A 23,933-nucleotide genomic window follows, 5' to 3' on the forward strand; every position below is an offset into this window, starting at 1 on the left:
GATTTATGAGCCAATGCTATTGTGGTAGCCATTTAGATTACCAACACTGTTGTGAACCAATCCACAGTGATTCAGCTTTAGCCATCTATCCAGAACAACTGATGAGAGCCCGCTATAGTGCCCATGTTCTGGGCTTGGTTGATTTCGTCATCAATACCTATCATCCGAGTTGCAATGCACCACAGCAACGCGACATGATTGAAGAATCAATCAACAGTCAATGGTGTGGGCTAGACGTCATCTCCGCAAGTATCCGCAACAACGAAAATGAAGGCTTCGTTCATTTCAAAGCCTATTATAAGTACGATCAAGAGCAATTTTGTCTGCAAGAACGTTCACGATTTATACGAGAAGATGGTATCTGGTTCTACATTGACGGTGAATTTCCACAGGAGAACACACCAACGAAGCTAGGACGAAATGACCCATGCCACTGCGGTAGCGGCAAGAAATTTAAGAAATGTTGTGGGTAAGAGATTCAAAGTCACACACAGCTATGTGACTTTGGATCCTGGAATTATGGTGTAGTACGGAACAACCTATTCAGTATAAATACCTTGCACAACCCAATCCAAAAACTCTCGTCTTTCTTCTTTTGAAGCTTTACTAAACCAAATTTTTAGCTGTAAGGCCGCTTCCGATTCAGTATATTTTGTCGATTGAGCTGAAGTGCCCAACGATTTTAATTCGTCGGTCAAATGATGAAACTTTCCAGATTCAAAAATGACACCCTCTTTGCGATTTTGCTTAATCGTCAAAGAACGAATATCTGAATAAGGCATCAGCGAACCATTTTCTGGCTCAAGGCGATATTGTTTACTATCTGTGACTTCGACTCCGTTTTTCTTCAAAACAAAAATCGGCTCACTCTTAAACTGCTTCTCCTGAATAACTTCGTATCGACCCGAAACAAGCTCCACAGATAGCTTATCTCCAGCTTTAATCTCTGTTCGAATGACATAAGGGAGAGACGAGAAATACTCTGGCTTAGCCACTTTCTTTAAGCGACCAGCAAAGGTGAGAACCAGTTGGTTTTCACCATCAATAAATATTGGTTTTTCTTCATCCGTGAATAGCGCTTCATTCAGCACTTCCAAAGTAATGCCTCTTTGCAAATCAAGCGATTGAGATAATGAAGAAAAACTCACTAACATCAATAAACTTACAATAACGTTCTTTACCATTTTCTTTTACAGCTCCTATATGAAAAAAGCCAACGCTAAGCGTCGGCTTTTAGTTCATCAAATTACTCGAATTAGAATGTGTAGTAAACACCTAGAGTAATATCTTCGTAATCATTACCCGCCCAAGCTTTCTTAGCTTCAGCTGTTTCGTATTCAACGAACACTAGTACGTTACTAGAAACGGCATAGTCAACACCTACAACCAAATCAGTCACTTGCGCATCAATAGTAGTTTTTTGGCTTACATTAGCAAAAGATACGGCTTTATCGAAATCAGCGAATGCATAAGTAGTGTATAGGCGTAACGCATCAATTTGGTAAGATGCTGCTAGGTTCCATACATCACCTTCCACTGCGCCAGAAGTTGAACTAACAGACGCGACATCTGCAGCACCAAGAGAGCTTAGACCTTCAGTACTTAGATAAGTTGCCGCGAAGAAGAAACCAGCAACATCAACAGAAGCAGATACACCGAATGAACTTGCATCGTAGTCTTTTGCCACTTCACTGCTGTTGAATGAAGCACCAACAGAGAACATGTCCATCGCGTAGTTAGCTGATAGGCCGTAAGAGTTATCTAGTTTGTCAGTGCTATTAGTATACACATCCGCAACCAAGGTTAGGCCACCAACAGGAGTCACTTTCAGTGCAAGACCTTCTGTTTTGCTTTCGTAAGGGCGATCTAGACCGATGTAGTTACCTTCGTTAGCAATATCGGTTTTTTGAATTGCATCAAAAGATTCTGCGAAATCACCAGTTTCACCAACAGCCACACCCCAGATATCGCCTTTCACACCGACATATAGGTCGTCGACTACTACCCCAGCAGAACCGTCACCTTCAAATTCAAAAGAACCAAAAGTGGTTAGGCCATTAGAAAGCTTATGAGAAGCATCTAGCTGGATTTTCGCCCAAGTAGAGAAATCTGCAGAGTTTTTAGTTTTAGCATAATCTTTGCTTGTTTCTTTTTGAATTAAGTAAGCATCAATTTCGCCTTTAAGGCCAACTGAAGTGCTGTCGTTAGAGTAAATTTCTGCTGCGTTAACTGAGCTTGCTGCCGCAAGCACTGCTAGTGCTAATAGAGTCTTTTTCATAATTAATCCACTGCCTTTTCTTATGTATGGGAATTCCTTATCCGGTTCCCTTTGTTTTTGCTGGCAACTTCCAAATTTAAACTCGGTTCGTTGCCGCCATTAAATCTCAAGGATTAGATTGCAAAAGATTATCCTGCATGTCAAATATCCTAAAAAACAAAAAAAATAAAGGTAAAAATAATTAAAAACATATAGTTACATGATATTTTCATAAAATTACGGGCGACTTCCAAGCAAAAACATCACTCAATCTAAAAACTAACAATCATGAAACATCAGAATTAAACACCAGTAAAATTTAGTTTGGCAAGATTAAATAGATATTGAGGTCATCATTTAACCGAATAGGTAGTTTTATATTTTTCACAATGAGAATTAAACATAAGTTCCTGAAGGTTCAGTTTTTTTTTGTGAACAAGATCTAGATTTGATCTAAAAGCATACGATTTCGTGAACTGCGTATCCTTTAGTGAACTGTGCTAGACTTGGCACTCTGCTATTTAGGTCTGTGTATGCTTACAACAAAAATCCAAAAATCCATTCGGGATAGTTATCAAAACCTGCAATTTCAGCTCGAAAACTTCATTCCTCGTCGAGGACAAAATTATCTTGTTGCTGAGATTGCAAAAACATTGTGTGGTTCATATCACAAATCCAACCGAATCTTGATTGCTGAAGCAGGTACAGGAATAGGGAAATCACTCTCCTATTTAATGGCAGCGGTTCCTGTTGCAGTGTTGAATAATAGAAAGGTTGTTGTTTCAACAGCCACAGTGGCACTTCAAGAACAGCTGATCAGCAAAGATTTGCCTTTATTTAGACGCATCACTGATCGTCAATTCTCTTTTATCCTTGCCAAAGGACGTCAACGATACTGTTGCACCGAAAAACTCGCGGCTGCGTGTGGGGTAGATGGATCACAAATTGCTCTGTTCGAATCAAAGCCACAAAAAAAAGACGTTGAATTATTCACCACCATGTATGAAAAACTGGCTCAAGGAAAATGGAACGGTGATCGCGACTCGTGGCCAAAAGCGATTAAAGATGAGTTATGGCAACTGATTGTTAGTGATAAGCATAGTTGTAATGGTAGCTTTGCTGGCCACAGAGATTGTCCTTTTCAAAAGGCGCGTTCAGAACTGGATAAAGCCGATGTCATTATTGCCAACCATAGCTTGGTCATGGCGGATGCTGACCTTGGCGGTGGTGTCATTCTGCCTGAGCCCGAAAACACCATTTACATTTTTGATGAAGCACACCACTTACCTCATGTAGCACGAGATCACGCTTCAGCGTCAGCAAGCTTGAAAGGCGCAGCTAGTTGGTTAGAAAAACTCAATCAATCCGTAACCAAGTTTTCAAGCTTAGCCGAAGAAAAACGAGTGGCACGTTTTCGTAACGAACTGCAAGATACACTGCAACAACTTATCCCAAGCTTGAGCCAACTGACAAAGCAGTTTGTACCCGAACAATTTGAAGAAAAGCGATACCGTTTTGAGCATGGCGAACTGCCACAATGGCTTGAAGAAGAGTCTAAAACCCTGAAGCGGCTCTCTCAAAAAGCCAATCAATCCGTCGCTAAAATTGCGGACTTGATTGCTGAACGAGTTAAGGAAGGCGAACTCGCCGCTCGGTTGGCAGAACCAGCACTGACTGAATTAGGCTTTTATATTCAGCGTTTAGAGAACCTTGCCCAAGTATGGTTGCTGATGGCGGAGCCCAAGCGAGAAAAAGGAGCCCCTTTGGCACGTTGGCTTGAAATTCACCCTGAACGTGAAGGTGATTTCATTGTTAACGTTTCACCGCTAGAAATTGGTTGGCAACTTGATCAACAGATCTGGAGCCGCTGCATAGGCGCAATCTTAGTCTCCGCGACGATGCGAGCTCTTAACTCGTTCAGCTACTTTTGCTCGCAAGCAGGGATCAGTGAAAAGGCAGAAGATGGAACACGTTTCCTAGCACTCGCTTCACCGTTTGATTATCAAAATCAGGCCGAGTTACTCATTCCAGCAATGCGTTTTGAACCGCAAGCGAAAGAGTATACTGATTATCTGGTAGAGCGGCTCGCTGAGTTTATTCAGCCAAACAAAGCTAATTTAGTGCTATTTGCTTCTTACTGGCAAATGCGCGAAGTGGCTGAAAAAATATCAACAGATTTTGTTAAACGAGGCTGGGCGCTGCAAGTCCAAGGTGAAATATCACGCACAGAAATTCTAAATAAACATAAAATGCTAGTGCAGTGTGGTAAAACGAGCGTAATGTTTGGCACCAGTAGCTTTTCGGAAGGGCTAGACTTACCAGGAGAACTTTTGGAGAATCTGGTGATCACAAAAATTCCGTTTGCCGTACCAACCTCTCCAGTTGAGCAAGCTCACGCCGAATACATAGAGAAGCGAGGCGGAAACTCTTTTATTCAGATAACCGTTCCTGAAGCCAGCAAAAAGCTGATCCAAGCCGTCGGGAGATTGCTGCGCAAAGAGCGTGATTCTGGTAGAGTCGTGATTCTCGATCGCCGAATCGTTTCAAAACGCTACGGAAAATCATTATTGGACTCGCTTCCTCCATTTAAAAGAACAATAGAATATTAGCTAGGGCTTAACACTACGCCCTTTCATCTCATTACTCAGGGCCGATTTTATTCATGGAATTTGTTGAGCCAACCACTTTGATTGTGTTGGCGCTTGTTGCTTTTATTGCTGGCTTTATCGATGCAGTCGCTGGCGGCGGTGGCATGCTTACTGTACCCGCGTTATTATCGATCGGTCTTCCGCCGCACATCGCACTAGGAACGAATAAGCTAGCGGCAACATTTGCCTCATCAACTGCCGCATTAACCTACTATCAGAAGAAGTTGTTTCAACCAAGTTGCTGGGTCAGAGCTTTCATTGCCACCTTAATTGGCGCAACCATAGGTACTTTTGCTGTCGATGCGATCAGCACCGATTGGCTACAAAAAGTGCTGCCGCTCATTATTCTAGCTGCCGCTATCTATACGATATGGCATAAAACACCACATGCACACCAGAATGTCAGCCCGCCTCCCTGCCCTGTACTTCACAAAAAGCAGTATGCGCAAGGCTTGATACTTGGATTTTATGACGGGCTGGCAGGGCCGGGGACTGGCGCATTTTGGACAGTCAGTTCGATGGCGTTATACCGACTCAACATTTTATTGGCCTCTGGCCTTGCTAAAGCGATGAATTTTACCAGTAATGTAACGTCATTGGTTACCTTTGCCATTTTGGGGCATATTGACTGGGTGCTGGGACTGACTATGGGAGTTTGTTTGATGGCTGGAGCTTTTGTTGGCGCACATTCAGCGATTCGTTTCGGCGCTAAATTTATTCGTCCGGTGTTTGTGAGTGTGGTCAGTGTGCTTGCAATCAAGCTGACTTATGATGCGTGGTTTGCAGGCTTATGAACCATTTTTCTCAATTAAAGTCCTTAATTGAAGAGTTGAAACAACAAGCCGCCAGTGTTGACCGAACTCGTGGTGAACACCATCAGGCTCTATTTGATGAGCGCCTGTTCCACTGTAAAGCGCACTTATTAATCCCTTGTGTTATGGAAGCAAAAGCGACCTTTGACTCCATCATGCGCGAACAAGAGAGCCAACGGCTAACCAGTCAACGAGCTCAATATCTAACCGATCGACTGCTTGCACAAATTGCGGCAATCCAACGCGAAATATCGACAGTATCGATCAGAAAAAGTGAGCCCAAGCATCGCAGCTATTATCGCAAACCGATCAATGCGTTATATCAAGAGCTGGCCCAGCACCAAGAATGGGAGCGGAGGCTGATGGATATGGTGAGAGAAAAAGAACTCGGACTCAAGCAAACTTCTACTGTTAGTCAGCAGCAAGCACAAAAAGCGTTATTGACCGTAGAGCAGCGGCTCAAGCGTTGCCAAGAAGCTAAGGCTAAGATCGAAAAACAAATTACGTTCAGGGAGAAAAACCAATAACATGAATGATCCTACTGTACCGCTAGACGGTGCGTCTGAAGAGATAAAGCTCGCTGTCGATCTCATCTATTTATTAGAAACCAATCAGATTGAACCACACACCGCACTTGAAGCGCTGAAAATCGTACAGCAGGATTTATTGCGTAAACTGGATGATACTGCGAGAGAGTAAGAAGCAAACATCTACTTCTTACTCTTTCAGCCGTTAGACTTTAAATTGTCCAACCAACTGTTGCTGCTTAGCCGAGAGTTGACTTATCTGAGCACCAACCGATTCTGATTCACCGACCAGTGTCAATATCTGCGCGCTAAGATCACGAATATTGGATAGGTTGAGGTTGACTTCACCAGAGACGGCTTGCTGTTCTTGGGCCGCTTTTACAATCTGGCTATTCATATCGTTAATTGCTGAGATGGATTCAAACACTATTTCTAATTCAGCAACGGCCTTTTGAACTTGCATCGCAGTTCCATTTGCTAACGCGTTTCCTTGCTGGATCACCTCAACTACGCCCTCAGTACCTTGTTGGACTTTTTCTATCACTTTGCGTATTTCACCCACAGAGTTCTGAGTCCGCTGGGCCAAATTACGTACCTCATCGGCGACAACAGCAAACCCTCGCCCTTGATCTCCGGCCCGAGCCGCTTCTATAGCCGCATTTAATGCGAGCAAATTGGTTTGCTGTGAAATTCCCTCAATGACCGTTAAAATTTCTGTAATATTGATATTGTTTTGAGCCAACTCTTCAACAACAGGCACCGCATCACTCATTCGCACCACCAGCTTATGCATCTCAGCTTCAGAGGCACGGATGACATCCTGCCCAGTCAGTGCGGAGTGATTAGCTTGCGAAGCGGCTTGCACCGCAGCCTCGGCATTTTGCACAACGAGACTTGCTGTTTGTGTCATTTCTTCAGAGGCAGTCGCCACCATATCCATCTCTTTAAATTGAGACTCACTACGGCTACGCGTTTGTACGGCAGACTGCCGTGCCTGTTCAGTCGTTTGAGCTACTTGGTTCGCACTTTCTACGATCTGCTGAATAATAGCCTGTAATTTGTCTAAAAACTGGTTAAAGCCGCGTGCCAAATCACCGATTTCATCATGACTACTGATGACAAGCCGCTGAGTTAAATCCCCTTCGCCAGAAGCAATATCTTGTAACCGCTCCACGACCGCTCGGATAGGTTTCACAATTTGGGTTGCAGCTAACGCAATGATTGCGAGCCCTAAAAAGACTAGCAATGCGCCGACTAATAGCTCCGCTCTAACGCCATTCTCTACCTGTTGAGTAATGATCTGATCCAGTTGATTGGCATCAGCTAGCACACTCGATGTCGGCATTTCAAAAACCACGCCCCAAGTCTGGTTCGCCACCTGAATAGGAGCAAAGACAGACAACCACTGCCGATCTGAATTCCATTGAGAATGGACTTTACCCTCGGCTAGAAGATTGGCGATCTCCTTTGTAGTCAAGACTGAATCAGCCAGTGGCGCGCCTAAGGTTAATTCACGCTCATCAGTCGCAATAAGCGTGTTATTTAAGCTGACAATAAAGACCTTACCATTACCGCCAAATAGACTTTGATCTGAACTCAGTGCAATCGCTACCAGTGGGCTAAGTTTTAAATCGATGCCAAAAAAGCCAATCGCAACGCCATCAATCAAAATGGGCACAGAGAGAGAAGAAGTAAGAAACGTTTCATTGTCTTGAATCACAATTTTAGGCGATGAGATACATGCACTAGCGGTTGTTAACGGGCAGGCGAAACGCTCACTGTTTCCTTCATCCTTCAATGCCACTTCGCTTAATACATTTGCCACAACATTTTCACCATTGGAGGACGTTATCCAGTATGCAGCGAATCGACCTATTTCATTTGAGCCTACATAGTCAGCATTCTGGTAGTTGTCATCCTCGCTATCGAGCAAATTTGGCTTAAAGACGAGATAAGCCCCCTGAACATTGGGATAATTGACTACCGTCTTGCGAACCATTTCATCTAAAGATGTCCTTAACGCTTCGCTTTCACCAAAATTTTCTTCGGTATTTGATTTGAAAAACAAGGCCGTATCAGCAAGCATTTGAGCCCGATACATGGCTTCACTGAGATATTCAGATACTTCGGTGGCATTGAGCAGCGCCCGAGTTTCTAATAACTGCTGCGATTTATTGATCACAGAATCTGAACTTTGTTGTTTTATTGCTTGTTGGTTATTCACTGCGTTATAAACAGAGAAACCAATGAGAGACAATGACGTAATTAGCAGGCAAAGGCCGGCTAAAAGGGTTATTTTCCATTGAACCGAAAGTGTTCGCATACTACATCCTTATGCTGCGCTAATAGGGTTTTCAGACGAAATGGTGACGACTTTAATTAGAGCATATTGACTTGAGAGATCAATCGTAAGTTTACATAAATGTTAATAAAAATATCCTTTCTGACTATTCAAAAAATTTACGTATTACAATTGATTCGCTTTTCGTCTTGTCCTTGCGCCTTGAAATGGTAACATCTTGCGCACAACTCATCTTAAGGATCCCTTATGAAAGTCATCAGTTTTAACATCAACGGGTTGAGAGCTCGCCTTCATCAACTGCAAGCGATTATTGATAAGCATCAACCTGATGTCATTGGACTTCAAGAAATCAAAGTACACGATGACGCTTTTCCTCTTGAGGATGTTAAAGCCATGGGCTACCACGTCTATTTCCATGGTCAAAAAGCGCATTATGGCGTCGCCATGTTGTGTAAGAAGGAACCCATTTCAGTACAGAAAGGCTTTCCTAGCGATAATGAAGATCATCAAAAACGCATGATTATGGCCACTTTTGAAGATGACAACGGCCAAAAAACAACCATACTCAACGGCTATTTTCCTCAAGGGGAGAATATTTCCCATGAAACAAAATACCCCTATAAGCGTCAGTTTTATAAAGATCTAATGGGTTACTTAACGACACATCATTCCCCTGACGAACAAATAATTGTGATGGGAGACATTAACATCAGCCCTATCGACTTGGATATTGGGATTGGTGAAGCCAATAGAAAACGCTGGTTGCAAACGGGAAAATGCTCTTTCCAACCTGAAGAGCGCGAATGGTTACAAACTTTAATGGACTGGGGTTTTGTTGACACATTCCGTCAGTTAAATCCGGATGTAAATGATCAATTTTCGTGGTTTGATTATCGCTCACGCGGCTTTGATGATAACCGTGGGCTACGAATCGACGTCATTTTAGCGACCCCGAACCTAGCAAAAAAATGCCAAGAGGCCGGCATCGACTATGAACTTCGAGGAATAGAAAAACCTTCTGATCACGCGCCAATTTGGTCCAGTTTTTCTTTGTAGGAACAGAAAGTCACGTGCCAATAAGAAGCGCGCATTCAGCGCGCTTCTTATTTTAATCTATGCCTTGATTATAGAAACAAACTCGGTACAACATGCTACTCGCAGCCCTTCAGCTTAATGGGCGCAAATAAGCTAAGAAGCGTTTTTCAGCCTGTTTGAAGCAGAACAAAATAATGAAGGTCAAGCCCATATAGAACAAACCTGCGGTTAAAAATGACTCGAATGGAGCATAATAACGAGAGTTCACTAAACGCGCAGCTCCCGTTAAATCCATAATGGTAACAATACCAGCAACCGCCGAACCGTGAAGCATGAAGATAACTTCATTACTATAAGCGGGCAGTGCACGCCTTAACGCACTCGGTAGAATAATTCGTCGATACGTTTTCCAAGTACTCATTCCGTATGCCTTCGCCGCTTCAACTTCGCCTTTCGGCAAACCATTGATCGCACCGCGAATAATTTCAGCCGTGTAGGCGGACGTATTGAGAACAAAAGCAACCAACGCGCAAAACCAAGCGTTTTCCCACAAGGTATCTTTCACCGGGAAAAATTGATCCATTCCATAGTAGATGAGATAAAGCTGGACCAATAACGGTGTACCACGAAAAAAGTAGGTATAAGTCCATGCTGGAGTACGAATAAAATAGTTGTGGCTATTTCTAGCAATCGCTAAGGGGATGGCAAGGCTCAAACCGATGATTAACGACAAACCCACCAGCCAAACCGTTGTCCACAGCCCACTAAAATAAATTGGTAGGCTTTGAGCAATAAGGGAAAAATCCATATTTACCTCGTGTGAATGCTGAACTTGCGCTCAACCAATTTGAGAAGACCGGTTGATACACTGGTAAAGAAAAGGAAGATCACTGAGACAGCCATATAAAAGGTGAATGGCATTTTTGTCGAACCCGCCGCGAGTGAGCTGACTCTGACCATATCTTCTAATCCAATAATGGAAACAAGTGCAGTCGTTTTGAGCAATACCAACCAGTTGTTACCAAACCCTGGCAATGCATGACGAACCATTTGAGGAAGCAAAATGCGTCTAAATGCTAAGGTAGAACTCATACCATACGCTTTCGCCGCTTCCATCTCTCCTTTATCAACAGCCATAATAGCGCCACGAAAGGTTTCAGCCATATAGGCACCGAAAATGAAACCTATGGTTAGTATCCCAGCAATGAAAGGGCTAACATCAATATAATCGGGGAGATAAGCGGTCCATTCATGGCTCGGGTCACTTGCCATAAACCAATTGTTTAGCCATTCGTTGATTGAATAAAGGCTATTATTCAACAATATTTGACCGCCAAAGAAAATAAGCATCATTAACACAAGGTCTGGAATACCGCGAATGATGGTCGTATAAAGAGTGGCAATGGCTCTTGCCCAACGGTAAGGTGCAAGCTTGGCTAGCGCACCTAGCATGCCAAGTAACATGGCAAGTAATAAAGAGAGCACGGCAACTTCAATGGTCAGCACCGCTCCCTTCAAAATTGAGGCTTCATATCCGTGTAGGTCCAACATAATTCATCCCTAGTCCCTGGAGAATTTAACGGCTGGGTACTTCTGGAACTAGGATCCAGCCGTTAAGAATCAATGGATTCCCATCATAATTGAGAAGGTGGAGTCACTGAGCTAACCAGCCCTAATGACAGAGTGATCGATAAACATATTCATATGCTCGGCTCACTCTCACCTTCTAATTATATGGGTAAGATATGATGTTACAGCTTATTCACCGTATACATCGTAATTAAAGTATTTGGTCGCAATTTCTTGGTAAATCCCTTGTTGACGAAGAGATTTAATCGCCATATCAAGTTTTTGAGTGAGATCTTTGTCTTGTTTACGAACCGCAATACCAAAACCATCGCCAAACCATTTCGGATCGGTTAATGATGGGCCGACGAACTCATACGCTTCGCCGCCCGCTTTGTTAAGCACACCCTCTTCCAATGCAGAGGCATCACCCAATACTGCCGCAATACGACCATTGGCTAGGTCAAGATAGGCTTCATCAAATGAACCATAACGGACAATTTCAACTGCATCGCCATAATTATCAGTAAGATACTTATCGTGCGTTGTTGCACGTTGTACACCAATTTTCACCCCTTTTAGACCTTCTTTAGAAAAATCCAACGTAGCTCCCTTCTTGGCGATAAATTTATTGGGAATTAATGCGTACTTACCAGTGAAATCGACTTTTTTCTTGCGCTCGTCGGTAATCGACATAGCTGCAATAATCGCGTCATATTTACGTGCAAGCAGTGATGGGATAATGCCATCCCAGTCTTGTGGAACGATTTTACATTCCACTTTCATCTCCTTGCACAACGCATTGGCCATATCAACATCAAAGCCTTTGAGAGATCCATCAGCCTCTGTCCAGCTAAAAGGAGGATAAGCCCCTTCTATACCAAAACGAACCGTCTTCCATTCTTTCGCTTGGGCCATACCAGTCATTGCACTAGCAGCAACGGCTGCAACTAATAACCACTTTTTCATTTCCATACTCCTGTGATTGAGGTCTTACTTATTTATCATGCTATGTTTATGTTGGTTTTGCTTAATATTTATGCCGTGGCGAATACCACAACATAATGAACACATTAATAAATAGAGGATATAAATTGTTTTAACCGTTCAGATTTAGGTTGGGTGAACAGGATGGCTGGATCTCCTTGCTCTTCCACTAAACCTTGGTGCAAGAACATCACATGGTTTGAAACATCGCGAGCAAAGGCCATTTCATGAGTCACTACCAGCATAGTACGGCCTTCTTCTGCCAAGTCTCTCATAACACCCAACACTTCACCCACCAATTCAGGATCAAGTGCAGAAGTGGGCTCATCAAACAGCATGACTTCTGGCTCCACGGCCAACGCTCTAGCAATCGCCGCACGTTGTTGTTGCCCACCAGAAAGGTGACCAGGATAATAGTCTTTACGTTCATACAGGCCGACTTTTTTTAGCAGCACCTCAGCACTCTCGATGGCTCGTGCTTTCGGTACTCCTAACACATGAATTGGTGCTTCAATAACGTTTTCTAACACCGTCATGTGCGACCAAAGGTTAAATCCCTGAAATACCATAGCAAGGCGTGAGCGAATTCGTTGCACCTGCTTTTCACTCACAGGTGAAGCTTCACCTTGCCGATTTTTTTTCATTTGAATGAGTTCACCATTGACCCAAATATCACCAGAGGTTGGTGTTTCAAGTAAATTGATGCATCTAAGAAAGGTACTTTTTCCCGAGCCAGAAGAACCAATAATGGAGATCACATCACCCTTACGAGCTTCTAGCGAGATTCCTTTTAGTACTTCGTTTTGACCAAAGGTTTTGTGCAGCTCTTTAATATTCAGCGCCGGTACATCAGTCATGCGCTTAACTCCCTGTATTTGCTACTGCAGAGTATTCCAACTCCCATTTTTGATACAAACTAGCATTCACACCGAAAACATGCAACAAATTATTAACCTGGAAAATAAGGATATTTAGTTATTTTATCTGATTAAAAATTCACATTTTAGCCAATACTTCTCCATATGGCGCATATAAATGGCACATCAAGCAATTAACAGTTAACTCATTTTGTTAACATTTACTTAAAGATAGACAACCTATTTATGTATAAAGTACACCTAGATTCATAGGATATTTAAGGTCATTAATATCATTGAAACTCTTTTACAAACATCACAATGTGAAAACTTATTTCAAGCAAGTAACGGCTCAACCCCCCGTTTTCATTAGGCTGCTGTAGTTTTCTTTCACATTTATTCTTAAAGTGATCAAGATCAATCACCCTAAAGGATAAGCAAGCTAAACTCGCGAGCAAAGATAAGGTTGTATAAATGACCACACTCTCTTTTTTAGTTGTTGTTATGCAAGCACATATGAGATGTGCTACATATTCAATTAAAAACATTACCGCTTCTTCGCGGATTACTAGGATTCAGTACGAATTACTAACTTTTAAAAATATGAGGAATCTATGCCAGACGTAGTCAACAATGAGCGCTCAGAAATCGAGACGAAAAGCTATAAAGAGCTGCATCGTCCAGCATCTGAGTTTGCAAGCCGTTCAGATTACCTAGACCACGAACTGCAAATCATGAAGCCCCGTCGCTTTGGTTTGAACTTACCTGGTCGTGACTTCCGTTTTGAACTTGAAGATTTTGTACCAGCCATCGCGGGCACAATCGGCATCATCGCCATGTACTCAGCGGTAATGATGTCTTGGGCTGATGGCCTAACCCAAGCATGGGATCACATTCATCTAGGTAAAGACTTCGCGATTGAAGTTGCACGTGTAGAGATGTTATTTCCTGCCCTCTTCTTCTGTGTTATTGCCTCTGGTTTCTTAAACCCAAAAGCCAACTTAGCTGGCAACCATGGCCCAATGATCCCTCTTATCGGCTCAATCGCATTAGCCGGTGCACACCCTTTGGCATTGGCAATTTTGCTTGGCGTTTTTGGTCTTCTCTTAAGTTACTTTAAAGGAGGCTCGAAACTGGTCAATCTAACCTCCGAGGGAACCGCAGGCGGGTTGCTTATCTTCCTCGGCTTTACCGGAACAATGAGCCAAATTGGTTCTATCCAAACTTGGGCTACCAGTTTGCAATCGGCCGATGTCGCCGCAGGCAGCTTAGGTTACGTTGGCCTAGTGGTTTTAGGTGTCAATATTGTGCTGTATGCATTTCTTGCAAAAATCAACATGCGTTGGTTAGCAATTCCTGTCTGTGCAATGACAGGGCTTGCGATTGCGCTTTTATTTGGTACTGGCTTTGATCTTCAATTTGAAACTCAAATGGGCTTACCTAACCTTAACCCTGTTTACTGGTGGGGCTCAACCACTGAAGGTTGGATGCTTGGTTTGCCAACAGTAGAACACTTTATCGCCTCATTGCCCTTTGCTATTTTGGCCGTTGCGATGTGGTCACCAGATTTCCTTGGTCACCGAATTTTCCAAGAATTGAACTATCCGAAGAGAACTGAAAAAGTACTGATGGATGTTGATGACACAATGACCATGTGTTCAATTCGTCAAATGGTAGGTACAGCACTTGGTGGTGGTAATATCACATCGTCATGGGGAACGTATATGATCCCAGCGGCGATTGCTAAACGTCCAATTCCTGGTGGTGCCATCATCTTAGGTTTATTGGTCATGACTATTGCTATCCTTGGCTTCCCAATGGACGTAGCGGTTTGGCCTCCAGTGATGCGTATTGCTTTATTAGTAGGGGTATTTCTTCCTTTACTAGAAGCGGGTATGCAAATGGTAAGAAACACAAAAGATTCACAAGCAGCGGGCATTTGTATCTTTGGTAGCGCTGTGGTGAACCCTGTTCTAGCGTGGGCATTGACCATGCTACTCGATAACAATGGCCTAATTGGCGACAAAGAACGTGCATCAAAGCTGTCTTTTATCGACAAAATCATCATTCCAGGTGGTGTGCTGATCATCTGTTTAATTGCTATGCTTGCGGTTGGTATGCTTGAAAACCAATACGGTTTAAAAGCTTGGCTATAATGAGCTTGGACTAATACGAATTTGGGTAGTGCTCGCACTACCCAAACTTTATTTGAAAAATTTAACTTTTATTGATTTAGTTTAAGGTTTGCAAAAAAATTTTAGTCTAATCTTGCATTCAAGGCTTAAAAGCACAATATCTATATTCAGATAATTGAATAGTGTGAATATAGATATTGTATTAATAGAGTGTACTGCTCCTTTCGAGGATAACTGGCTCAACGGTGAAGACGGTACGTGTTTTTTCTACTAAAAAGGTAGGTATGTCATGGCAGAGCAATTTGCTAAAGCTTGGGAAAGTTTTGTTGCAGGTGAGTGGCAAAACGAAGTTAACGTTCGTGATTTTATTCAAAAGAACTATACGCCGTATGAAGGTGACGAATCTTTCCTAGTTTCTGAAGGTACTGAAGCGACAAACAAGCTTTGGGCTAAAGTAATGGAAGGTATCAAACAGGAAAACGCGACTAAGGCCCCTGTCGATTTCGATACTGACGTTATTTCTACCATCACTGCTCACGATGCAGGCTACATCGAAAAAGATCTTGAAACTATCGTTGGTCTACAAACTGAGAAACCACTTAAGCGCGCTATCATCCCTAACGGTGGTGTGCGTATGGTTGAAGGTTCTTGCAAAGCATACGGTAGAACTCTTGACCCTATGATTTCAAAAATCTACTCAGAATACCGTAAAACTCACAACGCTGGCGTTTTCGATATCTACACTCCTGATATTCTAGCGTGTCGTAAGTCTGGTGTTCTGACGGGCCTTCCTGATGCTTATGGTCGTGGCCGTATCATTGGTGACTACCGTCGCGTAGCACTTTACGGTATTGATTTCCTAATGAAGGATAAGCTTGCTCAATTCACTTCTCTACAAGAGCGTTTTGAGAACGGCGAAGATCTAACGGCAACGATGCAACTTCGTGAAGAAATTGCAGAGCAACACCGCGCACTTGGCCAAATGAAAAAAATGGCTGAAAAATACGGTTTTGACATCTCTCGCCCAGCAGAAACTGCACAAGAAGCTATCCAGTGGACTTACTTCGGCTACCTAGCTGCTGTTAAATCACAAAACGGTGCGGCAATGTCGCTAGGTCGTACTTCGACTTTCCTAGATATCTTCATCCAACGTGATCTAGAAGCGGGTAAAATCACTGAAGTACAAGCTCAAGAAATGATCGACCACTTCGTAATGAAGCTGCGTATGGTTCGTTTCCTACGTACTCCTGAATACGATGAACTATTCTCTGGCGACCCAATTTGGGCAACAGAATCAATGGGTGGTATGGGTCTTGATGGTCGTACACTCGTTACGCGTTCTAACTTCCGTTTCCTAAACAGCCTATACACTATGGGTCCTTCTCCAGAGCCAAACATCACTGTACTTTGGTCTGAGCAGCTACCTGACGGCTTTAAACGTTTCTGTGCAAAAGTATCTATCGATACTTCATCTATCCAGTACGAAAACGATGATTTAATGCGTCCAGACATGAACTCTGACGACTATGCTATCGCATGTTGTGTATCGCCAATGGTTGTAGGTAAACAAATGCAGTTCTTCGGAGCGCGTGCAAACCTTGCTAAAACCATGCTTTACACCATCAACGGTGGTATTGATGAGAAGTTGAAAATCCAAGTTGGCCCTAAAATGGACAAGATCGCAGGTGAGTATCTTGACTATGACGAACTATGGGCAAAAATGGACCACTTCATGGATTGGTTGGCGAAGCAATATGTGACCGCACTAAACAGCATTCACTACATGCACGACAAATACAGCTATGAAGCCGCGCTAATGGCACTGCATGATCGTGACGTTAAACGTACGATGGCATGTGGTATTGCTGGCCTGTCTGTTGCTGCTGACTCTCTATCAGCAATCAAATACGCAAAAGTTAAGCCAATTCGTGACGAAGATGGCCTAGCGATCGATTTCGAAATCGAAGGTGATTATCCTAAATTTGGTAACAATGACGCCCGCGTTGATGACATCGCATGCCAACTTGTTTCTACGTTTATGGGCAAAATCCGTAAACTTAAGATGTACCGTGATGCAATTCCAACTCAGTCTATCCTGACTATCACTTCAAACGTGGTATATGGTAAGAAAACAGGTAACACACCTGATGGTCGCCGTGCTGGTATGCCTTTCGCACCGGGTGCAAACCCAATGCATGGCCGTGACGAAAAAGGTGCAGTAGCATCATTGACTTCAGTAGCGAAACTACCGTTTGCTGATGCGCAAGATGGTATTTCTTATACTTTCTCTATCGTTCCAAATGCGTTAGGCAAAGAAGAAGCAAGTCAACGTTCAAACCTTGCTGGTCTGATGGATGGTTACTTCCACCATGAAGCAGGCATTGAGGGTGGCCAACACCTAAACGTGAACGTGCTTAATCGCGAAACTTTAGAAGATGCGGTTAAACACCCTGAGAAATACCCTCAGCTGACCATTCGTGTATCTGGCTATGCTGTGCGTTTTAACTCACTGACTGCTGAACAACAAGCTGACGTTATTGCACGTACTTTCACTGAATCTCTATAATTTCAGTTAAATTACTAGCAAAATAGTTAAGCCCTGCTCGATGAGTGGGGCTTTTTTATACTCAGAAATCAAAAATGCGTAATGCATCGACCACAAATGTTACGCTTACCACATTTATTTTGATTCAATTGCCTATTTATCAACTGAATAGCGCATCTTTCCTATATGATTAGGGTTTGTCTATACTCTGCAGTGTTCGTATGAAGCTATTTCACATTCTTCCATTGACGTTACTCAGTGCTTCTGCGCTGGCCTCTCAACACGCAACGGTTGCTTTTAACCTCGATAACGATGGCGTATTTGGCGTAGATCGCGACTACACCAATGGTTTATTTTTAAGCTACACCTCAGGGGCGATTGCTCCATATTGGTGGGCTAAATCACTTAGCCTTTCGGTTTGGGGAGCGGCCCCATTGGACAAATGGGAAATCAGCATTGGCCACAAAATGTGGACTCCTTCGGAGATTTCTCTCACCAAACCAGAGCCGAATGAACGACCTTACGCTGGGTATTTACACACCGAGCTTAACTATATTAGTTTGCATCCCCAACAAGCCACGCGGGCAAATTTAACCATTGGAACCACCGGAGATGCTGCGCTTTCTGAGAAAGCGCAAAAGTTAGTGCACAGCATCACTAAATCTGACGAACCCAATGGCTGGGCCTACCAAGTAGAGGAAAAAATCGTCGGCAGCGTGGGTTATCTGTCTCACTTTAATCTGGCACGATACCGCAGCTATGCAGGAACTGACGTTGAGCTTTCCAACGTTTCAGAGGTCAATGTAGGTAACTTTCGCAGTGATCTCTCCACAGGTTTTATGATGCGTTGGGGGACCGATCTTGCGGGTAACTTTGGCAGTGCTCAAATCAGTGCAGAAAACCCTTTCTCGGCAGGGATGATTGGTGCCTCGGATACTGGATGGTTTCTATTCGGAGGTGTAGAAGGACGCTATCGCTTCAATGACATTACCATCGAAGGAGATAGGCCTTTAAACGGATTGGATCACCCATCTGAATATTACCAAGTTAACTTGGAAAATCTTCAGGCGACCGCCGTAGTTGGTGCGGCTTGGTATATTCAACAAGTCGGTGCGAGTTTAACGTTCACCGCAAACACACCTGAGTATAAGGAAGACAAAAACTCCATTCACGGTGTCGGTAATATTTCTCTTTTTGCTTTTTTCTAACGTTTAGCAAACTGAAATTATATGGTGAAACTTTGGCAGTCTACACTTAGGCTGCTAGAGCGTTTATCCACAATCTGGCTGGTTGCTCTTAACTGTTCATTGTTCTCTTCCAAGGCTTTCATGGCTCGAGATATTTGTATCATATTATCTGCCATTGAATGGCTAGTGGTCGCCAAATCTCGAATCGATGCAAAAATGGCTTCTGTTTTATTCGCCGCTTCATCTGCTTTTTTGATAATTTGCGCGATGGCCTGTATCGCCTCATTACCTTTCTCTTGCCCACTCTGCATAGACTGCTCAGATTGCGCAATATAAGTGATTACTTCCGCACTTTCCTTTTGCATAGTATCAATAGTGCCGGAAATTTCGGCCACGGCATTGACCGTTCTTACTGCTAAACTTCGAACTTCATCAGCGACAACAGCAAAGCCACGACCTTGCTCTCCCGCTCTCGCCGCTTCAATTGCGGCATTGAGTGCCAATAAGTTAGTCTGCTCGGCAATACCATTAATGATGTCCATCACCGAGTCTACTTTTGCAGAAGCTTGTTCAAGTTGATGAATGTGGCCTGCGGCCGAACTTAGGATTTTACCAACCTCAACCAGTGACGTAATAGCAACGGAAATCACTTTTCCTCCCTCTTCTGCGCTTTGCATAGAAGATTTGCTGAGTTCCGCAACAAACTCCAATGAGTTAGAGACTTCTTGGGTCGTCACGCTGACCTCTTCTGTGGCCGATGCCAATAATTGCGTTTGTCCCAAAACATCAGATTGATTTGTCACCAAAGTGTCTAATCCAACATTCAGTGATGCGGCATCACCAGACAAGGCTTCACTGCTTTTCTGCACACCACTCACCAATTTCCCTAAATTTTCACAGCTTTGGTTAATGGCCAATGCCAGTTGATTGAATTCGTCCTTTTCGTTATTCGTCATCGGCATACGGCGTGACAAATCGCCACGCGAGATATTGTTCAACACGTGAATAGTTTGCGACAAAGAACGAGAAAGAGAAAAACTAAAGGTAAGGAAAATAGCAATGGTCAATATGGCAAGTAACGCACAGGCCGCCAATACAGACCACTGTGTTTGCGATGCGGTCGTTTTTGCGGCCAACTGATATTGCTCACTCAACGCGGAAAGCTTGGTTGAAATATCTTGAATCACCGACTTAACTTGCGCCTCTGTATCGCCTCTTTGTTTCTCCATCACTTGCAATTGCTGAGACAGTTCACTCACACGTAAAAAAGCCTGTTTAAATTGTTGTATCTCTTTTTCATACAGATCCAACATCGAATAAGAATCAGACATATTGACGAAACTGGCCATAGCACGATTAAACAGTTTTAAGTTTTGCTCCGTGGGTTCTAATAAATAATTTTGCTGCGCCTTAACCATGGCTTGAAAATCCGAGTTGATTGTAACCATCCCCGTCTCATCTATCTTTTTCTCTATCGTGGTGGCCAACGTTTTCAGCTCACCCAGCTTACCTTCGTTAACGTTGAAACCCACCTCTGATTTCACTTGCAACCAAGGACGCAAAAATTGGTCAAATTGTTTGGCCGCCTTGAGCAACACTTCCCCTTCTTGAGCAAAATTGGTCTTTTGCAGGAAAGCAACATTAGCATTCACCTCTCCCATCAACTGATCCAATTTATTCAAAATCGAGTTGACCTGATTGCCTTGCATGTTGTTTAGCTCTGATGCAAGCGACAACAAATTTGCTTGAGTAGTAAATATCGCCACAGAACCGGATGCCACTTCGCCACTGGAGCGATACTGTTCATCCATTCCCATCAAGCTCTTTGCGGTATAAATCCCTAAACCTAAAAAACCAACACAAAGGATAACTAAAAATAGACTGATTTTTTGCTTTTGAGAAAACTGTACATCCATGAACTATTCCTTATTTAAACCCTATCGCATTCAACGAGTTCTTATTTCTATACAGTGTAGTCAATGTGCAGAATTTCATGGCATTCATTTTGAGCCACAACATATGGTTTAGGATATGCGGCGGCAATTGCACATTAACCCTACTTAATCCCTACCATTTGTAATAAAATAACGGGCAAATAACCTATTCGAGATGAACTGATGTCAACAACTGGTCGTATTCATTCTTTTGAGTCTTGTGGCACGGTAGATGGCCCTGGAATTCGCTTCATTGTTTTTATGCAAGGCTGCCTAATGCGTTGTATGTATTGTCATAATCGTGACACATGGGACACCCATGAAGGCAAGGAAGTGACTGTTGAAGAAATCATTACCGAAGCAAAATCTTATCGCCATTTTATGAAAGCCTCTGGCGGCGGAATTACCTGTTCAGGCGGTGAAGCTATGCTTCAACCTGAATTTGTTCGTGATTTATTCCGCGCAGCGCAAGCTGAGGGCATTCACACCTGCTTAGATACCAACGGTTATATTCGCAAACACACAGACGTGATTGATGAAGTACTCGATGCCACTGATTTAGTGATGTTAGACATCAAACACATGAAAGATGAGATCCACCATGATTTTATTGGTGTGTCGAATAAGCGAACCTTAGATTTCGCGCGCTACTTACACACCATAGGTAAAAAAACGTGGATCCGTTATGTGATTGTTCCTGGCTACACTGATGACGAAGAAGCGGCTCATATGCTTGGTGATTTTATTAAAGATATGGATAACATCGAAAAAGTAGAGCTGCTGCCTTATCACAAATTGGGCGCTCATAAATGGGAAGCAATGGGGCTAGAATACCCATTAGAAGGTGTGAATCCGCCGTCAAAAGAGACCATGGACAAAATCGTTGGGATCTTAGCTCAGTATCACTCAAACATAAAATATTGATTGCTTGATTTAATAACCATAAAAATGCCAGCATAATGCTGGCATTTTTATAGAGAGGCTAGCCATGCAGCTGGAACAACTTGCGGTGCTATTGCTCCTGCTACTTGTTGGGTTAACGACCCTTCGCGATTTTAAATACTCATTTTGGACAAAGTTTAAGGCCGAGAAATCCTTTCAGCATCTCACCTATTTTGCCTCTTTTGCACTTTTTCTTTTGTGGTTAGCTCAAGCCGGAGTGACCGAAGGATTGCCTATCCATTTTCTCGGTTTAACAACCCTCACGATGATGTTTGGCTGGCGTTGCGCATTTGTTATAACTATTCCTGTTACATTTGCACTGGCGGTGGTCGGTAAACTGACCTTCTTTAACATCCCCGAATACTTACTACTATCATCGCTACTGCCAATCCTAGTTAGTTATGCTTTGTTTGCTTTGAGTTATCATTATCTACCGCGCAATATTTTTGTGTTTATTTTTGTGGCTGGTTTTTTAAATGGCGGCCTGACGGGTAGCCTGCATTTGGCCATTAACACCGCTTATCAATTGCTTCTTGGGCAACATGACTGGCAAGTCATCCGCGATAATTACCTAATTTTTGTTCCTTTACTCGCTTTCCCAGAAGGGCTGCTCAATGGTATGGCGTTAGCGATACTATCCGTATTTAAGCCAGAATGGTTGCGTGTCTTTTCCGACAAAGATTATATCTATAACCACTTACACAAAAAGTAACAAGAATTGCACACATTTTATGCTTTCCATATTAAATCCGTGTTGAGATCATGTTTCATTGTCGATAATTGCTGTTAACCTTATGCCATCAAATAGAACATAAAATTTAGTGAGGCTACCTTCATGGAAATGACCAACGCTCAACGACTGATTCTATCTAATCAGTATTTTTTGATGTCACAGATGGATCCCAACAACGCCAAAAAATACAAGCGGTTACAAACCATTGTAGAACGTGGTTATGAACTGCAAATGCGAGAACTCAACAAAGAATTTGGCTGCTTGACCGAAGCGGAGTGCCGCGAAGTGATCGACATCATGGAGATGTATCACGCTATGCAAGAATCACACAAAATGCTCTCCGATGCAGAAAGCAAAAATGTGGATCAGCGCCGCCTGCACTTTTTAGGGTTTGATATCGCTAAAGAGTCACAACGCGTTCATTACGTGCGTTTCTTGGTTGAGTCTGAAGGGCTTTACCCACAATTTGATAAAGCTGATCACCACTTCAACAGCCAAATGCCAATGTCAGATAAATATCGTCGCATGTTAACGGCTTGGCGTAATTGTCCTCGCCAATACCATTTGTCAACCGCAGAATTTACACAAATTTTTAATGCCTAAATTTTAATACCTAGCAAGGTAGGCTGACGAAAGGTAAAAATCCGCCTTCTTAGAAGGCGGCTTTGGTTTACAGCCCCCTGAAAGGGGGCATCCTCGCGCTGTTAGTTCATCTTCAACTCTAACTGCGCCTCATATTCTTGATCTTTCTTGTCTTGGTGTCTGACGTACCGTCTGATGATTTCTTCATTTACGCCAACCGTATCGACAAAGTAACCTCTTGCCCAAAAATGATTCCCCCAGAGCTTCTTTCTTATATGGGGGAATTTGTTAAACAACCGAATTGCCGAACGTCCTTTCAACACTCCCATCAACGTTGAGATAGAAACTTTTGGTGGAACTATCACAACCAGATGAACATGATCCGGCTGAACATTTAGTTCCAATACCTCACAATCTTTCATATTGCATAAAATATAGATTGAGCGATAAAGCTCCTTACCTACATTCCCTTTCAGGATCTTGAATCTGTATTTCGGCGTCCAAACTATGTGGTATTTACAACGCCAATGGACATGTGATGAACTTCTGTAGTCGCCCATGTTTTTTGTTTCCTCTTACTTGTGGTGAATAAGAGGTTTACTTCTAACATGGGCACTTCTGCGGGCAATAGCCCCAAGGTTCAATCACCACCGCCCAAGGCGGTGGTTTAGCGGTGACAATGAAAAGACGCAGACACTGCGTCTTTTTTACATTCCCCCTCGCAGTTATTAACTCCAACACCAACTTATCCCTCGAACTCTTGATATTCACACACTAAATAGTTCAACCTGCTCGACGTTATTACTGTCACGAAATTTAAATAAACACATAATTGTTAAGCAAAATTGTCAAACTCGGACTAGTCTTAAATTGTTATTAATTTG

The 23,933-nt window shown here is 43.0% G+C and carries 21 protein-coding genes; 12 read left to right on the plus strand and 9 right to left on the minus strand.

The genetic code is table 11. The features are described from left to right. Window positions 1-5 precede the first annotated feature (5 nt). Window positions 6-473, plus strand: a complete 468-nt coding sequence (locus AACV32_RS15300) for a YchJ family metal-binding protein (RefSeq protein WP_038220156.1) — start codon at window positions 6-8, stop codon at window positions 471-473. A gap of 66 nt (window positions 474-539) precedes the next feature. On the opposite strand, the gene AACV32_RS15305 is transcribed toward AACV32_RS15300, so the two are convergent. Then, on the minus strand, window positions 540-1,184 hold the full coding sequence (locus AACV32_RS15305) for a DUF2057 family protein (RefSeq protein ID WP_170895415.1): 645 nt from the start codon (window positions 1,182-1,184) through the stop codon (window positions 540-542). A 71-nt stretch (window positions 1,185-1,255) separates the two neighbouring features. After that, window positions 1,256-2,278: a porin gene (locus AACV32_RS15310; protein WP_094165356.1), complete on the minus strand. Its 1,023-nt coding sequence runs from the start codon at window positions 2,276-2,278 to the stop codon at window positions 1,256-1,258. 512 nt (window positions 2,279-2,790) lie between these two features. On the opposite strand from AACV32_RS15310, the gene dinG reads away from it, so the two are divergent. From dinG to rsmS, 4 genes are read left to right on the plus strand one after another with little or no spacing between them, the layout of a single operon-like run. After that, a complete protein-coding gene (gene dinG / locus AACV32_RS15315; protein ID WP_170895414.1) occupies window positions 2,791-4,866 on the plus strand; it encodes an ATP-dependent DNA helicase DinG in 2,076 nt (691 codons plus the stop codon). A 53-nt stretch (window positions 4,867-4,919) separates the two neighbouring features. Next, on the plus strand, window positions 4,920-5,699 hold the full coding sequence (locus tag AACV32_RS15320) for a sulfite exporter TauE/SafE family protein (RefSeq protein WP_010319210.1): 780 nt from the start codon (window positions 4,920-4,922) through the stop codon (window positions 5,697-5,699). Continuing rightward, window positions 5,696-6,244, plus strand: a complete 549-nt coding sequence (priC, locus tag AACV32_RS15325) for a primosomal replication protein PriC (RefSeq protein ID WP_170895413.1) — start codon at window positions 5,696-5,698, stop codon at window positions 6,242-6,244. Before AACV32_RS15320 ends, priC begins: the two co-directional genes overlap by 4 nt. 1 nt (window position 6,245) lies before the next feature. Continuing rightward, complete coding sequence (gene rsmS, locus AACV32_RS15330) at window positions 6,246-6,416, plus strand: pleiotropic regulatory protein RsmS (RefSeq protein ID WP_013856554.1); 171 nt, start codon at window positions 6,246-6,248, stop codon at window positions 6,414-6,416. Between the two features lie 33 nt (window positions 6,417-6,449). Here the strand turns inward: rsmS and AACV32_RS15335 are convergent, their stop codons facing one another. Further along, window positions 6,450-8,567 carry a methyl-accepting chemotaxis protein gene (locus AACV32_RS15335; RefSeq protein ID WP_017050380.1) on the minus strand — a complete coding sequence of 706 codons (2,118 nt, stop codon included), beginning with the start codon at window positions 8,565-8,567 and terminating at the stop codon, window positions 6,450-6,452. A gap of 225 nt (window positions 8,568-8,792) precedes the next feature. On the opposite strand from AACV32_RS15335, the gene xthA reads away from it, so the two are divergent. After that, complete coding sequence (xthA, locus tag AACV32_RS15340; RefSeq protein ID WP_094164439.1) at window positions 8,793-9,602, plus strand: exodeoxyribonuclease III; 810 nt, start codon at window positions 8,793-8,795, stop codon at window positions 9,600-9,602. Window positions 9,603-9,711: 109 nt separating this feature from the next. On the opposite strand, the gene AACV32_RS15345 is transcribed toward xthA, so the two are convergent. The 4 genes from AACV32_RS15345 to AACV32_RS15360 form a co-directional block, all read right to left on the minus strand. Continuing rightward, complete coding sequence (locus AACV32_RS15345) at window positions 9,712-10,389, minus strand: ABC transporter permease (protein ID WP_019282050.1); 678 nt, start codon at window positions 10,387-10,389, stop codon at window positions 9,712-9,714. Between the two features lie 2 nt (window positions 10,390-10,391). Then, a complete protein-coding gene (locus tag AACV32_RS15350) occupies window positions 10,392-11,132 on the minus strand; it encodes an ABC transporter permease (RefSeq protein ID WP_013856550.1) in 741 nt (246 codons plus the stop codon). Between the two features lie 207 nt (window positions 11,133-11,339). Further along, on the minus strand, window positions 11,340-12,116 hold the full coding sequence (locus AACV32_RS15355) for an ABC transporter substrate-binding protein (protein WP_026028680.1): 777 nt from the start codon (window positions 12,114-12,116) through the stop codon (window positions 11,340-11,342). A 104-nt stretch (window positions 12,117-12,220) separates the two neighbouring features. Then, window positions 12,221-12,991, minus strand: a complete 771-nt coding sequence (locus tag AACV32_RS15360) for an ABC transporter ATP-binding protein (RefSeq protein ID WP_013856548.1) — start codon at window positions 12,989-12,991, stop codon at window positions 12,221-12,223. Window positions 12,992-13,605: 614 nt separating this feature from the next. On the opposite strand from AACV32_RS15360, the gene AACV32_RS15365 reads away from it, so the two are divergent. The 3 genes from AACV32_RS15365 to AACV32_RS15375 all read left to right on the plus strand — a co-directional run bounded on the left by AACV32_RS15365 (window position 13,606) and on the right by AACV32_RS15375 (window position 18,879). Then, entirely contained in the window at window positions 13,606-15,147 is a 1,542-nt protein-coding gene (locus AACV32_RS15365) for a DUF3360 family protein (protein WP_017042289.1), read from the plus strand. A gap of 268 nt (window positions 15,148-15,415) precedes the next feature. Next, window positions 15,416-17,692: a formate C-acetyltransferase gene (pflB, locus tag AACV32_RS15370; RefSeq protein WP_017050385.1), complete on the plus strand. Its 2,277-nt coding sequence runs from the start codon at window positions 15,416-15,418 to the stop codon at window positions 17,690-17,692. A 200-nt stretch (window positions 17,693-17,892) separates the two neighbouring features. Then, on the plus strand, window positions 17,893-18,879 hold the full coding sequence (locus AACV32_RS15375) for a lipid A deacylase LpxR family protein (protein WP_170895412.1): 987 nt from the start codon (window positions 17,893-17,895) through the stop codon (window positions 18,877-18,879). Window positions 18,880-18,896: 17 nt separating this feature from the next. On the opposite strand, the gene AACV32_RS15380 is transcribed toward AACV32_RS15375, so the two are convergent. Next, a complete protein-coding gene (locus AACV32_RS15380; RefSeq protein WP_017048071.1) occupies window positions 18,897-20,774 on the minus strand; it encodes a methyl-accepting chemotaxis protein in 1,878 nt (625 codons plus the stop codon). Between the two features lie 201 nt (window positions 20,775-20,975). Here AACV32_RS15380 and pflA point away from each other — a divergent pair, with 201 nt between their 5' ends. The 3 genes from pflA to AACV32_RS15395 all read left to right on the plus strand — a co-directional run bounded on the left by pflA (window position 20,976) and on the right by AACV32_RS15395 (window position 23,070). Continuing rightward, entirely contained in the window at window positions 20,976-21,716 is a 741-nt protein-coding gene (gene pflA, locus AACV32_RS15385) for a pyruvate formate lyase 1-activating protein (RefSeq protein ID WP_013856543.1), read from the plus strand. A gap of 64 nt (window positions 21,717-21,780) precedes the next feature. Further along, window positions 21,781-22,446, plus strand: coding sequence for an energy-coupling factor ABC transporter permease (locus tag AACV32_RS15390; RefSeq protein WP_170888758.1), 666 nt, complete (start codon window positions 21,781-21,783; stop codon window positions 22,444-22,446). A gap of 123 nt (window positions 22,447-22,569) precedes the next feature. Continuing rightward, window positions 22,570-23,070, plus strand: a complete 501-nt coding sequence (locus AACV32_RS15395; RefSeq protein WP_013856541.1) for a YfbU family protein — start codon at window positions 22,570-22,572, stop codon at window positions 23,068-23,070. A 101-nt stretch (window positions 23,071-23,171) separates the two neighbouring features. On the opposite strand, the gene tnpA is transcribed toward AACV32_RS15395, so the two are convergent. Then, the gene (gene tnpA / locus AACV32_RS15400; RefSeq protein ID WP_026028341.1) at window positions 23,172-23,609 is read right to left on the minus strand and encodes an IS200/IS605 family transposase; all 438 of its coding nucleotides are present in this window, start codon (window positions 23,607-23,609) and stop codon (window positions 23,172-23,174) included. Between the last annotated feature and the right edge of the window lie 324 nt (window positions 23,610-23,933).

The organism is Vibrio sp. B7 (genome assembly GCF_963888765.1).
Lineage (GTDB): Bacteria > Pseudomonadota > Gammaproteobacteria > Enterobacterales > Vibrionaceae > Vibrio > Vibrio anguillarum.

Bases quoted from the DNA above. Each gene is read 5' to 3' on its own strand.
- AACV32_RS15345 (WP_019282050.1), bottom strand. From the start codon at position 10,389: ATGGATTTTTCCCTTATTGCTCAAAGCCTACCAATTTATTTTAGTGGG.
- priC (WP_170895413.1), top strand. From the start codon at position 5,696: ATGAACCATTTTTCTCAATTAAAGTCCTTAATTGAAGAGTTGAAACAA.
- AACV32_RS15380 (WP_017048071.1), bottom strand. From the start codon at position 20,774: ATGGATGTACAGTTTTCTCAAAAGCAAAAAATCAGTCTATTTTTAGTT.
- tnpA (WP_026028341.1), bottom strand. From the start codon at position 23,609: ATGGGCGACTACAGAAGTTCATCACATGTCCATTGGCGTTGTAAATAC.
- AACV32_RS15310 (WP_094165356.1), bottom strand. From the start codon at position 2,278: ATGAAAAAGACTCTATTAGCACTAGCAGTGCTTGCGGCAGCAAGCTCA.
- pflB (WP_017050385.1), top strand. From the start codon at position 15,416: ATGGCAGAGCAATTTGCTAAAGCTTGGGAAAGTTTTGTTGCAGGTGAG.
- AACV32_RS15350 (WP_013856550.1), bottom strand. From the start codon at position 11,132: ATGTTGGACCTACACGGATATGAAGCCTCAATTTTGAAGGGAGCGGTG.
- rsmS (WP_013856554.1), top strand. From the start codon at position 6,246: ATGAATGATCCTACTGTACCGCTAGACGGTGCGTCTGAAGAGATAAAG.
- AACV32_RS15360 (WP_013856548.1), bottom strand. From the start codon at position 12,991: ATGACTGATGTACCGGCGCTGAATATTAAAGAGCTGCACAAAACCTTT.
- AACV32_RS15355 (WP_026028680.1), bottom strand. From the start codon at position 12,116: ATGAAAAAGTGGTTATTAGTTGCAGCCGTTGCTGCTAGTGCAATGACT.
- dinG (WP_170895414.1), top strand. From the start codon at position 2,791: ATGCTTACAACAAAAATCCAAAAATCCATTCGGGATAGTTATCAAAAC.
- AACV32_RS15305 (WP_170895415.1), bottom strand. From the start codon at position 1,184: ATGGTAAAGAACGTTATTGTAAGTTTATTGATGTTAGTGAGTTTTTCT.
- AACV32_RS15395 (WP_013856541.1), top strand. From the start codon at position 22,570: ATGGAAATGACCAACGCTCAACGACTGATTCTATCTAATCAGTATTTT.
- AACV32_RS15300 (WP_038220156.1), top strand. From the start codon at position 6: ATGAGCCAATGCTATTGTGGTAGCCATTTAGATTACCAACACTGTTGT.
- xthA (WP_094164439.1), top strand. From the start codon at position 8,793: ATGAAAGTCATCAGTTTTAACATCAACGGGTTGAGAGCTCGCCTTCAT.
- AACV32_RS15335 (WP_017050380.1), bottom strand. From the start codon at position 8,567: ATGCGAACACTTTCGGTTCAATGGAAAATAACCCTTTTAGCCGGCCTT.
- AACV32_RS15320 (WP_010319210.1), top strand. From the start codon at position 4,920: ATGGAATTTGTTGAGCCAACCACTTTGATTGTGTTGGCGCTTGTTGCT.
- pflA (WP_013856543.1), top strand. From the start codon at position 20,976: ATGTCAACAACTGGTCGTATTCATTCTTTTGAGTCTTGTGGCACGGTA.
- AACV32_RS15375 (WP_170895412.1), top strand. From the start codon at position 17,893: ATGAAGCTATTTCACATTCTTCCATTGACGTTACTCAGTGCTTCTGCG.
- AACV32_RS15390 (WP_170888758.1), top strand. From the start codon at position 21,781: ATGCAGCTGGAACAACTTGCGGTGCTATTGCTCCTGCTACTTGTTGGG.
- AACV32_RS15365 (WP_017042289.1), top strand. From the start codon at position 13,606: ATGCCAGACGTAGTCAACAATGAGCGCTCAGAAATCGAGACGAAAAGC.